This window comes from Mycobacterium paraseoulense (genome assembly GCF_010731655.1).
Taxonomy (GTDB): Bacteria; Actinomycetota; Actinomycetes; order Mycobacteriales; family Mycobacteriaceae; genus Mycobacterium; species Mycobacterium paraseoulense.
Genome location: NZ_AP022619.1, coordinates 1,862,113 through 1,874,631, shown reverse-complemented (window position 1 = coordinate 1,874,631; position 12,519 = coordinate 1,862,113). Strand labels below are relative to the sequence as shown.

11 protein-coding genes are annotated in these 12,519 nt (G+C 64.2%); 6 read left to right on the top strand and 5 right to left on the bottom strand.

Going from position 1 to position 12,519, the window contains the following annotated elements:
- Positions 1–36: 36 nt before the first annotated feature.
- The gene (locus tag G6N51_RS08590) at positions 37–1,233 is read left to right on the top strand and encodes a CaiB/BaiF CoA transferase family protein (protein WP_067920480.1); all 1,197 of its coding nucleotides are present in this window, start codon (positions 37–39) and stop codon (positions 1,231–1,233) included.
- 5 nt (positions 1,234–1,238) lie between these two features.
- Here the strand turns inward: G6N51_RS08590 and G6N51_RS08585 are convergent, their stop codons facing one another.
- Together G6N51_RS08585 and G6N51_RS08580 are read right to left on the bottom strand one after the other, a co-directional pair.
- Positions 1,239–1,979: an SDR family NAD(P)-dependent oxidoreductase gene (locus G6N51_RS08585; RefSeq protein WP_158086197.1), complete on the bottom strand. Its 741-nt coding sequence runs from the start codon at positions 1,977–1,979 to the stop codon at positions 1,239–1,241.
- A gap of 11 nt (positions 1,980–1,990) precedes the next feature.
- On the bottom strand, positions 1,991–2,755 hold the full coding sequence (locus G6N51_RS08580) for an SDR family NAD(P)-dependent oxidoreductase (RefSeq protein WP_158086196.1): 765 nt from the start codon (positions 2,753–2,755) through the stop codon (positions 1,991–1,993).
- A 118-nt stretch (positions 2,756–2,873) separates the two neighbouring features.
- Between G6N51_RS08580 and G6N51_RS08575 the strand changes: the two genes are divergently transcribed.
- Positions 2,874–3,632 carry an SDR family NAD(P)-dependent oxidoreductase gene (locus G6N51_RS08575; protein WP_083169519.1) on the top strand — a complete coding sequence of 253 codons (759 nt, stop codon included), beginning with the start codon at positions 2,874–2,876 and terminating at the stop codon, positions 3,630–3,632.
- A gap of 48 nt (positions 3,633–3,680) precedes the next feature.
- A complete protein-coding gene (locus G6N51_RS08570; RefSeq protein ID WP_142274859.1) occupies positions 3,681–3,935 on the top strand; it encodes a hypothetical protein in 255 nt (84 codons plus the stop codon).
- Between the two features lie 50 nt (positions 3,936–3,985).
- Here the strand turns inward: G6N51_RS08570 and G6N51_RS08565 are convergent, their stop codons facing one another.
- Complete coding sequence (locus G6N51_RS08565) at positions 3,986–5,812, bottom strand: FAD-dependent oxidoreductase (protein ID WP_083169515.1); 1,827 nt, start codon at positions 5,810–5,812, stop codon at positions 3,986–3,988.
- Between the two features lie 204 nt (positions 5,813–6,016).
- On the opposite strand from G6N51_RS08565, the gene G6N51_RS08560 reads away from it, so the two are divergent.
- Entirely contained in the window at positions 6,017–6,481 is a 465-nt protein-coding gene (locus tag G6N51_RS08560; protein ID WP_083169513.1) for a nuclear transport factor 2 family protein, read from the top strand.
- A gap of 50 nt (positions 6,482–6,531) precedes the next feature.
- On the opposite strand, the gene G6N51_RS08555 is transcribed toward G6N51_RS08560, so the two are convergent.
- The gene (locus G6N51_RS08555) at positions 6,532–7,140 is read right to left on the bottom strand and encodes a TetR/AcrR family transcriptional regulator (RefSeq protein WP_158086195.1); all 609 of its coding nucleotides are present in this window, start codon (positions 7,138–7,140) and stop codon (positions 6,532–6,534) included.
- A 181-nt stretch (positions 7,141–7,321) separates the two neighbouring features.
- On the opposite strand from G6N51_RS08555, the gene G6N51_RS08550 reads away from it, so the two are divergent.
- Entirely contained in the window at positions 7,322–8,533 is a 1,212-nt protein-coding gene (locus G6N51_RS08550; protein ID WP_083169509.1) for an LLM class flavin-dependent oxidoreductase, read from the top strand.
- A 164-nt stretch (positions 8,534–8,697) separates the two neighbouring features.
- Here G6N51_RS08550 and G6N51_RS08545 read toward each other — a convergent pair whose 3' ends face one another.
- Complete coding sequence (locus G6N51_RS08545) at positions 8,698–9,969, bottom strand: amidohydrolase family protein (protein WP_232078279.1); 1,272 nt, start codon at positions 9,967–9,969, stop codon at positions 8,698–8,700.
- Positions 9,970–10,163: 194 nt separating this feature from the next.
- Here G6N51_RS08545 and G6N51_RS08540 point away from each other — a divergent pair, with 194 nt between their 5' ends.
- Positions 10,164–12,518, top strand: coding sequence for a CaiB/BaiF CoA transferase family protein (locus G6N51_RS08540; protein ID WP_158086194.1), 2,355 nt, complete (start codon positions 10,164–10,166; stop codon positions 12,516–12,518).
- Position 12,519 lies beyond the last annotated feature (1 nt).

The following is a 12,519-nucleotide window of genomic DNA, read 5'->3' as shown; positions in this document are numbered from 1 at the left end:
GACCACGCGCATACCACTATCGAAGGAAGGTTCACAGTGCCCAACCTGCTCGACGGCGTACGCGTGGTCGAATCGGCCGTGCTGCTCAATGGCGACACCGTGGGAATGCTGCTCGGTGACCTCGGCGCCGATGTCATCAAGGTCGAGTCACCCCCGGCCGGTGACTACCTGCGCTACTTTCTCGGCCAGATCGTCCCCGGCGTGAGCGTGCCGCACGCCCAGGTCAACAGAAACAAGCGCTCGGTGCTGCTCGACCTCACCGAGGACGCCGACCGGGACACATTCTGGCGACTGATCGACACCGCGGACATCTTCGTCGACGGCAACCGCCCCGGGGTCTGCGACAAGCTGGGGGTGGGTCCGGACGCGATGCGCGCCCGCAAACCGAGCCTTGTGTACGTGCAGCACACTGGTTTCGGCGCCACCGGCCCCTACGCCAGCATTCCGACCCACGGGATGCTGATGAACGCCCTCGTCGGTGCCCACGCCGTACAGCGCGGCGAGGACGGTCTGCTCGAGCGTGGTTCGTTCGAGGACGACGGAGCCAACCTCGGTGGTGAGGCGACCAGCGTGGGCGGCCTGCATGCCGCACTGCAGGCCGTGGCGGCGTTGCTTCGGGCCAGGGAAACCGGCGTAGGCGCCTACATCGATGTCGCGGGTTCGGATGCGACCGCCATGACGGCGTGGTTGCCGATAGTGTTGCAGCGCAACGCCGAGCGCATCACCGACCGCTCCGGTATGGCCGCCAGATCCGACGGTGAGATGACGGGTTCGCGCTACCAGTTCTACGAGACCGCGGATAACAGGGTTGTCCTGTTCGGTTGTATCGAGCAGCGCTTCTGGGACAAGTGGGCGGCGGCTGCAGGGCGCGACGACCTGATCGGCCGACAGGCCGACACGTCCAACGATTCGGTGGACTGGGGCGATGAGGCCGAGCGCCGTCTGGTTGCCGAGGTGATCGCCACGAAGACGTTGGACGAGTGGCTGAGACTGGCCGCCGAATACGGCTTCGCGCTCGGGGCGGCCCATCAGAGCGTCGACGAGGTCGCCGCCGATCCGCACATCGCCGGCCGCAACGTCTTCGTCGAGGGCCAACATCCGGTGGCGGGACCGATCTCGTACGTGGGATCGGCCGCAATCGTTGACGGCGAACCCTTTACGGTGCGTCGCCACGCACCGGCCCCGGGCGAACACACCGACGAGATCCTCGCGGAATTGGATATTGCCCGGTAACCGAATCAGCGGCCCGCCGCACCTATCGACGAGCCGCCGTCGACACTCCACACCTGACCGGTCACGTGCGTGCACGCGTCGCTGGCAAGAAATACGGCGACCTCGGCTATCTCCTCCGGGGCTGCGATGCGGCCGTCCGGAATCGCGGCGGCCACCTGCGCCCGCACGTCGTCGTCGGCCGTGCTCAGCAAGTCCGTGTCAGTGGCTCCCGGAGCGACGACATTCACCCGAATTCCTTTGTCTGCGTACTCGATCGCGGCGTGGCGAGCCATGGCGTGGGTCGCCGCCTTACTCATGCCGTACGCCGATGCTCGGGGTGCCGGACGAAGCGCGCCGAGGCTGCCGACGACGACTACGGCACCTCCTCCTGAGGCTGACATCAGTCGAATTCCCATTTGCAGACACAGGTATGTGCCGCGGATATTGGTGGCGATGATGGCGTCGAGGTCTCCGACGGATGTCTCGTGCAGCATCGCATTCACTCCGATGGCGGAGTTGCAGATCAGGATGTCCAGCCCACCATTTTGCTGCGCGATGTTCTCAGCAAGATGCTCGACCGCTCGATGATCCGTGATGTCGCAGACGTGCGTCGCCATGGGAGAGCTCGCCAACGATGCGGTCTCGGCCAGCCGGGCAGCTGTGCGACCCACCACCGACACGTGAGCGCCATCGCGGGCCAGCTGCAGCGCGATCGCCCGTCCGATCCCCGCGCCACCGCCGATGACGACGGCAAACCGACCTGCCAATCGGTTGCCGGTCAACGCGGAACGCCGATCTCAGGAACCAGCGCGTGCAACTGCTCGAGCGTGCGCAGGTACGCGGCATGGTCGTCCAGCCTCAGTCGGGCGTCGTCCAGTACCGCCGGGTGAGTGTGAGCGATGCTGCGACCCTCCTCGATTGCTGCGACGAGGATCGATGCGGCCTGTTCGGGTGTGATCGCGTCCGCGAGCGCCGCGCGGGCATAGGCATTCGTCTGCGCGTGCTGCTCCAGTAGTGGCGTCCGCATTCCCTTGGGGCAGAACGCAGTAGTGGTGACGCCGGCCGCGCCGTAGGTCATGGCCAGCCATTCCACGGCCGCGAGTTGAGCGTGCTTCGTCATCGCATAGCCCATGGAGACCGGGTTGGTGGTCAGCGCGTTCGAGGACACGACGGCGACGAAATGTCCGCTGCCGCGCTTCAGCCAGCCGGGCAGTAATGCCCTGGCCGCCCACACTTGCGACATCGCATGCAGGTTCCACATGAGGGAGAAGGTGGCGTCGTCCGTGAACGGGTCACACGTTATCCCAGTGCCGGCGTTGGCAATCCACATGTCGACTCTGCCGAAACGGTCGACTGCGGCGTCGACTACGGCCCGGACACCGGACTCGCTACCCATGTCCGCAGCAATCCCGTAGCTGTCGTACTTAGCGGCAGTCAGGTGGGCTGCCTCCTCGTCGATGTCGGCGATCACGAGACCACCCGGCGCTTTCGCGCTGATCGTGCGCGCCAACGCGGCGCCCAGGCCAAGACCGGCTCCGGTCACGACGACAACCCGTTCGCGAATGTCGATGATCAGTCCTCCGATGACTCGACAGATACTTGACAAGTATGTCGAATAATTCTTAGCGTGACGGACAATCGAAGAACGGGCAAGGGGCAATATGAGTGATTCATTCCGGGTCGACGGCAGGACGGCACTCGTCACAGGCGCCGCCCAGGGCATCGGCACCGAGATCGCGCGGGTTCTCCATGCGGCCGGTGCCCGGGTCGCAGTCGCCGACATCCAGGTAGAGGCCGGGCGCGCACTCGCGGGAGCTTTGGGCGAGCGCGCGATGTTTGTCGAGTTGGACGTCACGGATCCGGACAGCTGGGCTGCCGCGGTCTCGTCCGTCCGCCATACGCTGGGCTCGATCGATGTTCTGGTGAACAACGCGGGCACGTCGGGCCCATTCGCCGATGTCGCCGACATCAGCGTCGAGGACTACCTGAAGGTGATTGCCGTCGACCAGCACGGAGCGTTCTTCGGGATGCGGGCGGTGATCCCGCAGATGCTCCAAGCGGGCGGCGGATCGATCGTGAACATCTCGTCGGTGTGTGGCCTGTCCCATGCTCCTTTCACACCTAACGCGGCCTACACCACTGCCAAGTTCGCAGTCCGCGGTATGACCAAGGCGGCCGCGGTGCAATACGGCCCTAGAGGGATCAGGGTGAATTCCGTGCACCCGGGTGGGGTCTTGACCGACATGCTCGCGCAGGTGCTCCCTGAAGACGCTCGTAGCGTCATATCGGCGGGCGTTCCGATGAACCGGATGGCCGATCCCGCCGAGGTGGCAAGGATGGTGTTGTTCCTCGCCTCCGAGGCGTCGTCGTATACGACCGGTTCCGAGCTGGTCGTCGACGGTGGCCTGACGGCGGTCTGAGCGCGGTCGCCCTCTCGGGCAACGTGGTGAGCTGAAAGGTGCATACCCTTGATTAGCGACGATAGCTCGCCTCCCGAGCACGACCCACTTGCCGAAGAGATGGACCTCATCACCTTTCAGGAGGCCGACGCACGCCTCTACCGCGAGCAGGTCCGCACCAGAGATCTCATCGCACGACTCGAGGAGGCCGCGGAACCTGATCAAGAGGAGATCGCGGCTCAGCAGGGCAGATTGGAAGCGCTGGGCCGGGTGCAGAAGCGCCTGCGGGGGCAGCGCACCCAACCGCCCTTACAAAAGCGATAGGCGCCAAATAGCGGAAGTATCCGGGCGAGCGCCAATTCTCGGCTCAGCGCTCAGACCGGTTGACGGTCAGCACCATCCGCTGATCGGGATGCGGCGTGGCGTCCAGCCAGATGACCAAAGGTGAGCGCGAGCGAGATTGTGCATCCCGCTCCGCCGTAGAACCCACCGGTCGCCGCACCGCCTGCATTGCCGGCCGCATAAAGCCCAGGGATCACCGCTCCGCCCTCGTCGAGGACGCGTGCGTGGGCGTCGGTGCGCGGACCCCCGACAGTTGCGAGCGCGCTGGCGTCGACGCGGACTGCGTAGTAAGGCGGCGAATCGATCGGGCCGAGGACGCTGCTCGCAGGACTCTTCAGGTAGGCGCGTAGATACTTTGCGAGTAGCGGGACAGCTCGCTCTCGCAGTCGGTCGGGTTCGCGGCGGCGGGCGACGCGCGCTGCCAGCGGTGCGACGACCGGGCCGGCCGCGGCTGCGGCGACGCGGTGTACCTGTGCCGTGGCCGATAGGAACCGACTAAGGGGCGCCAGCCGTCCGAGCCGGGGATGGTAGTCACCGAAGAAGCGTTCGTAGGTAGTTCCGCCACGGTTGAACTGCGGATCGCGGCCTTGCCTGGCCAGTGGGTTGAAGGCTGCGACAGTGCGTGTGAGACCGTCGGCATCGATTCCACAACGGCGCGCCAACTCGTCGAGACTGTGCGCTCGGACAAGGAACGAAGGAGGTTCCGAGCCGGGTGGCCAATCGAAGAATCCGTAACGCCGCCAGTAGTAGTCGTCGAAGAGCATCCACGCCACTGCGTTCGGCATCACCCCTGTGCCGGGATCGACACGACGCATGATTGCGCCGATGTCGGCGTAGGGGCGCGCCTCGTTCGCGAACCGCTCGCCGTCGCGGTTCACCATGATCGTGTGGGGCAGTCCGCGTTCGCCGAGCAAGATTCGACTGGTGGGCTGGGAGTCCGACTCGTCGCCCGGAACGTGCACGGCGGGCATCCACCACGCGGCCTCGGTCGCGGACAAGCTGGCGTTGACCTCTGCGGCCATCGTCAGGGCGATGCCGTCGTGGCCAGCGGGGCTTATCTGTGCGCCGAAGCTGCCGTCGAGATATTTGTCGGTGAACTCGTCCGATCCCTCGAATCCACCGCTGGCGAGTATTACGCCTCGGCGCACTGCGACGGAACGGAATTCCCGGTCAGACGAGATGACCAGACCCGATACGCCCGAATCGCCTTCGACGAGTCGAGCGGCGGGCGCGCATGTCCGGACCGCCACCCCCTGCCGCAGGCATGCCTCCAGCAAGGCGCCTACCAGGGCGTGGCCGGCGATCCAGATGCCGGGAAGCCGATCTAGCATCCACGCCGGCATGGGGTTGGTCCGAAGGGTGCCCGCCGGCGAGCGCACCATGGACGCCGACGTCCCGAGCAGATCGCTCGGGAAGAGTCCCGGTAGTAGCGATCTGACGTTGGAGGCGCCAGCGATCTCGGAGTGGTAGTCAGGCCATATCGTCGGCAGCCAACTCAAATAGGTATGCGCTTCGATGAACCGCGCCGTCTTCGGCGCCCCATCGAGGAATGCCTCGACCAAGCCGTGGTCGAGTACGGCGTCGCGCCCCTCACCCAGCAGATAGCGGCGGGCGTCCTCAGCGCTGTCCGAAGCCGCGAGTTGACGGTAGGAGAGACCGTGATTCGGCACCCACGCAGCGCCGCCCGAGATCGCGGTGGTGCCGCCGATCAGCGGCTGGGATTCGGCGATCAGCACCGACCTTCCCGCCACAGCAGCCGACAGAGCGGCGGCCAACCCCGCTGCACCGGAGCCCACGACCGCGACGTCGACCGCCTCGGGTAGACCCAGCTGGGTTGCGGTACCAATCGTTCCGTCCATCTAGGTATTCCTTTCGCACAACGTGAATCCGACCGCTCCACGTGATCGCACTATGGCAGATATCCACCTACGTGATCAGGCCGGCGCCTCGCAGTGTAGAGCCGTCTTTACCGGTCCGAGTGCAGTACTCATATTTTTGACTAGTGTGTCGATTAGAGATGGCGTAATGCGCGCCGCGCGACTCAGCTGGAAACGGAGAATGCCATGGCCGATCCATCACTCGAGGACATCCAAGCGCTTCTAGAGCTCACACATCGGTATGCCTTTGCCCTCGACGGCAGACGCTGGGACCAACTCCGCGACCTCTTCACCGATGACGTTGAGCTGGATTACGGCCTTGGTCCGGAATTCATCATCCGCGGAGTCGACACGTTCATCGAAGCGTCGCGGGCAGCTGTAGAGGCAATGGACGCAACACAACACATGTTCACCAACCACCTGTTCGAGGTTGACGGCAACAGCGCCAAGGGGAGGTATTACATGCAGGCCCAGCATATGAAACTCGATGCTGCGGGCGGCGTGCTGCACACTTTGGGCGGGATCTACGAAGATGAGTTCGTACGCACGGGGCAGGGGTGGAAAGTGCGTCGTCGCAGCTTTCGCGCCATTTGGGGCCGTGGCAACAACAGCTTCAATCCAGGGTTCCGCAGCGACGAACCTTCGGCCTGACAGTCGGTTTCACACCGATTCCTTCCGGCGGGCCGATGGCGCTGGCACATTCACCGCGTCCGGCCTGTGCGCCGCGAGAACCCTGTCAGCAAGTCTCGAAGCCCGGACGAGAGGTGCTTGCCAGCCGACTCTTCAAGGAGTAGCCGTGCCACACGGCGCAAATTGCGGGTGCCGTCGGCGGCGCGGTTGTTCGGGAAGAGCTTTCGAATCTCGGCGGGAGCCGACGGCGGGCGATCCCGAGTCGCCTCGGCTATCCACAGCTGACCCACCAGCCACGTTTCGCCGACGGTCCACACTTCGACCGCTTCGGCTTCCGTTAGGCCTGCGTTCAGCAGCGTTCCCATGATCGTATCGATCATTTCCGTGACACCGCTGGTCAAATACACCGGATGTCGCGCGAATACATGCGCACCCACACCGGGATATCTGCTCAGCACGTCGAAGACGCGCTCCGCGGTTTGGACTAGCCACTCGATCCAGTCGTCGGAGAACTCCGGAAGGTCGATCTGGGAGAGGACCGCGTCCGTCGTCACTTGTAGCAGCTCGTCACGGCCGCCGGGGAAGTGGTGGTAGACGGCCATGTGGGAGACGCCGAGGGCCTCGCCGAGCGACCGCATGGACAGTTGGTCGAGTCCGCGATCAGAGACGAACGCCAACATCTCGTCCGTGAACGCCGCGCGGTTGAAGCGGCCGGTACGCCCCGTAGCCACCATGAAAGCTTAAGCGTCCGAGTGCCCCCGTCGTCGGCGTGGGTCGGCGTGCCCGGACCCGGTGATGTGAGTCGCAATTTCTTGAGACTCAACCTTGACAGGTGTAAGGGTTGTTAGTCATGCTCGTCTAGTGACCAGTGAGCGCAAGATAGGCGTCTACGGAATGTTCTTCCCGCCGATCGAGATGTGTGTGGAATACGCGCGTCAGTGTGAAGCGATGGGATTAGACGTCATAACCTTCACGGACCAGATCCAGAACAACCTGCCGCAGTCCATCTGGCCGGAGATTCCTGCCTCCGCCTATCTGCCGCGGGCGCACAACTTTTACGACGCCAGCCTGGTAATGGCTCTTGCGGCCCAGTCAACTTCGACCATCGAGCTGTTCTTCGGTGCCGTCGATGTCGTTCGGGAAGTGCCGAGCAAGTTGGCACAGAAGTTCCTGACGCTCGACCACATCAGCCATGGCCGAGGCATCTACGCTGTCGGCGCAAGTGAGGCCAAGAACGTCGTTCAATACGGTCACAGTCGGAAGGGGTCAGCCAAGAAACTCGAAGAGACGCTGCAGATCCTGCGTCTGATCTTCGATAGCGAAGGTCGCCCAGTTCACTTCGACGGTGAGTATTACTCGATGAAGGGCGGCGTCGTCGATCTGGCACCCTACGGCAACTCTCCGCCAAAAGTGTTGGTAGCGACTGGCGGAAGTCCACAAACGCTGCGGATGGTTGGCCGCTATGCCGACGGGCTGTTGACGAACCTGCCCGGTATGTGCCTAGGCGGACCTGAGCAATTCGCAAAAGACGTCGCCCTGGTGCGGGAAGGTGCCGAACAAGCCGGCCGCGATCCTGATGAACTGCGCTTCGCCGCCAGCGTGCTCGTCCTGATGAACGACGATCCGGACGAGATCGATAGATTGGCGGGATCGGCATATTTGCGTTGGGACACCATCGTTTACGGCGCGGTGTCCGGCGCGGATTGGCGGCGCTTCGGTTTTGAGCATCCGCTCGGCGACGAGTGGTCCTATGCCCGTCACATGAAGCCTGAGTCGTACTCGGCGGAGTACGTCCGTGAGGCTATCTCGCGAGTTCCCATGGAGGCATCGCGCGACATGGGTCATATGAGTGGATCGGCGGAGAAGGTGGCTTCGGAGCTGAACGCCTACTTCGACGCGGGTCTCAATTACGCGTGCGTCATCGACCATTCGACGGCCGCCGACCTCAGCACAGGCGAGACGGCCGCCGCCAACCTCACGAAACTGGTATCCATTGTCAAGGAACAGAATTCGGTGGACGCGGCCGCCGGTCCTCAACTCGGCTATCTGGGGATCGGCGGTGAGTTCAAGTAGGGAATGACGCTGCGAAGGCGTCGGGACGGCCTGCGTTGCAGACACGTACCGATGCCGAACGATTCCAATGGGAGCTCGACGTATTTCTCGACGGGCTAGCTTCCAAGCTTGGCCGCGATGCATAGCAACCCCGCGAGCTCGCTTGGCCAGCCACAACCCTTGGCCTACTTCGCGGTTCCTGCGACGACACGGGTGACGTCGGGTAGGTCGCCGTTGGGGGTGGCGTCAACGGGGTAGGCCTTGATGGCTTGGGGGCGCTCGCCGTTGGCTTCGGCATTATCGAGGCGATGCTGGATGCCAGCGGCCTTGGCTTCTTTGGTCACCGGGAAGTTGAAGATCCGCTCGGCGTTCCTGTGGGTGATCTTGTCGATCTGCTCCGGTGTGAGGTGTCCCAGCGCCTTGGCGACCTCGGTCTGGCTGGATGGCCAGGCGGTCTCCGAGTGCGGGTAGTCTGACTCCCACAAAATGTTGTCTATGCCGATGCGATCGATGGAATCCTCACTAAGCCCGAATGATTCGTTGACGGCGCACACAGCGAACTGCCGATTGAAGATTTCCGACGGTTTGATATCCCCGAACGGCGCCCAGAACCGGTGCTTGCCCCAGACGAAGTCGGCGCGTTCGAGCACGTAGGGTATGTAGCCGATACCGCCCTCGGTCATGACGAATTGCACGTTTGGAAAACGTCGGGGCAGGGTGCCGAACAGCATGTCGGTGATGGTCTCGATGCCCACCACGGCGGGCGCGGCCGTGATCGCCACACTGAAATGCGAGTCCGGCGTGGGAATGGGGATGTGCCCGCTGGAGCCCAGATGCATCGAGCAGACCACACCGGTCTCCTCGAAGGCGTGAAAGACCGGATCCCAGTGATCAGTGTGTAGTGAGGGCAGCTTCAGGTAGCTCGGGTTCTCGGGGAAAGAGACCGCGCGAGCGCCGCGCTCTGCGCACCGACGCAACTCCGCTGCGGCGAGGTCTGGGTCCCACAGTTGCAGGATGATGGTTGGCACGAAGATGTCCGGGGCGGCAGCACACCATTCGTCCATCACGAAGTCGTTGTAGGCCCGCACGCATAGGTCGGCCAGCTCCTTGTCCTTCATTTCGAAGAACACTCGGCCGCCGAAGCCCGGGAGTGACGGGAACAGCACGCTGCCCACGATGCCGTCGGCACGGAAGTCGTCGGCTCGCGCGGCAGCGTCGTAGCAGCCCGGAATCAGGTCGGTGAAGCGGACCGGATCGGTGCCCCAGTCCTCCGGGGCCTTGCCTGCCACGGCGTTGAGACCCATTGTGGCGGAACGCTGGTCTTCGAAGACCCAGAATTGGCGGCCGTCGGCGTCGATGACGTGCGGACCCTTCTCCTGAAACTTCCGCGGCAGCCGCTTGGTCCAGACATCGGCTGGCTCGACGATGTGGTCGTCGACGCTGAACAGTTTGAGCATCATTCCTCCGGTTGACCGTGGCGATCGGCTTCTGGACGCTGCCTATTGAGGCGCGCGTCACAATGCGCTAAATTCGACAATACCGTCGACTTTGTGATCGGTGCAAGGCTCACTTGATTTCGGTGCCACGCCAAGCTCACACGAGCGCAGCGTTATTGAAGGTCCACGCCGCCCAACCAGGAGGAATGACTCTCGTGACTACACCGGCAGTGGCCACGGCCAAGGTGGTGAGTCTCGCCGGAGAACTTGCCGGCGGGTACTGCAGCCGACTCCTGGCCGATGCGGGAGCGCAGGTGCTCCGGGTGGAGGATCCCGCGGGCGATCCACTGCGACGCTGGTCGCACTCGGGCGCCGTGGATTCCAATGGGGCATTGTTCAAGTTCCTGGCGGCGGGCTCGTCGTCGGCCGTCGTGACCGATCCCGCTGAGCTGACGGAAACCCTGCGAGCCGCTGACGTGATCGTGTGGTCACCGCACTCCGACATCGCGCGTAGCCTGCCGCCCAACGCGCTTCGCGCCATCAACCCGCGCGCTGTCGTCACCGCGATCACCAACTTCGGGCTGACCGGGCCGTGGGTGGATCGCCCGGCGACCGACCTCACGCTGCAGGCGATGTCCGGTGGCCCCGGACAGCGCGGTGCGCCTGAACGTGCCCCATTGATCGCCGGGGGCCGGCTTTCGGAATGGACGGCTGGAATGTTCGCCGCGGTGCATACCGCGGCGGCCCTGTTCGGCGGGGGAGCCGAACTTCTCGACGTGTCGATCCTGGAATCGCTGATCCTGACCACAACCGTGCACCCGGTGTCGTGGTTCACGATCGCCGGCCGGCCAATGCGCCCGATCCGTGCCCGTAACCTGCCCGATGTCCACCCCACCAAGGACGGCTACGTCGGCTTCATGGTGGTCACCGGCCAGCAATGGCTGGACTTCTGCTCGTTGATCGACCGAAGCGACTGGATGGACGACCCGCAACTCGGCATCATGGCGAATCGGTTCGTTCGCCGTCACGAGCTGATGGATGCCATCGACGCGTGGTCCGCCGAACACACCACCGCCGAGATCCTGGAACTCGCCGACTTGCTACGGGTCCCGGCGGCCAACGTCGGTACCGGCGCGACGATCCCGCAGCTGGCGCACCTGGTGGAGCGACGGGCCTTCGAGACCAACGCCTCGGGCGACTTTGTTCAGCCGGGCGTGCCGTGGCGGATACACGGGCAGCCGGCACGGCCGCGTGGCGAGGCTCCCGAGCTTGGCGCGCACGGGTTGCCTTTGTGGAGCGGGGGAGAGCTGCGGCCCAAGCGGGACAAGTCTTTTGCGGGAGTCCGCGTCGCTGACTTCACTGCCAACTGGGCGGGTCCCATCGTGGGACATCTGCTTGCGATGTTGGGCGCCGAGGTCATTCACGTCGAGGGCGGCAAGCGGCCGGATGCGATCAGAAGCAACACGTGCAAGCCGATGAGTGATCCTGACTGGCCGGAGTTTTCGGGCATTTTCGCGGGAACCAACACCGGCAAGCGATCGGTCACCGTCGACATGGGGACCGAGGATGGCCGTGCTCTGGCGAAGCGTCTTATCGGTACATGTGACGTCGTCATCGAGAATTACAGTCCGCATGTCATGGAATCCTGGGGCCTGGGCTGGGACGAGGTGCACGCGATCAACCCGCGGGCGGTCATGGTGCGGATGCCCGCGTACGGCCTGGACGGGCCGTGGCGCGACCGTGGCGGATACGCCCAGACCATGGAGATGACTTCCGGCATGGCGTGGTCCACCGGATGGCCCGATTCCACGCCGGAAATCCCTAATGGGCCGTGCGATCCCATCGCGGGAAGTCATGCCACTTTGGCGTTGATCCTCGCACTCGAGCACGCACTGGCTGCTGGTGAGGGCGTTCTGGTCGAGGCGCCCATGATCTCGGCGGCGCTCAGCGTCGCGGCCAACGTGGTCATCGAGCACAGTGCCTATGGCGTCGACTGCGTCCGGTCCGGCAACCGCTCGAATAGCTCTGCGCCGCAAGGTATCTACCCCACATCGGAGGTGGACCGCGTCGGGCTGGGGGATAGGCGCTGGGTAGGCCTGTCCGTTACCGATGACGACGGGTGGCGGGCACTGTGCGGGCTCCTCGATCGACCCGATTGGACAGATTGGAGTGAGGCCGAGCGCAGGGCGCATCACGACGAGATCGACGCCGCCATCGCGGCGTGGACGTCGATCCTCACGGTGGACGCCGTCGTCGAGGCGATGATGCAAAGGCGCATTCCGGTTGGCGAAGTGATACTAGGGCATCTGGTGCCCGAGCTCGACCAACTCGAGCACCGTAGGTTCTTCGAGCAGGTGCAGCATCCCAAGACCGGGGTAAATACTCACGCGGGCATGCCCGTGCGGTGGTCTTCCATTCCCGGTCCGGTTCAGGTGGGTCCCGCGCCGATGCTCGGCGAGCACGACGACGAGGTATGGCTGGGACAAGTCGGTGTGACCGAAGGGGACTACCGACGCTTGCGTGAGGCGGGCGTCATCGGACGCTCAGACATCAAAGCCCTTGTCTGGTAAC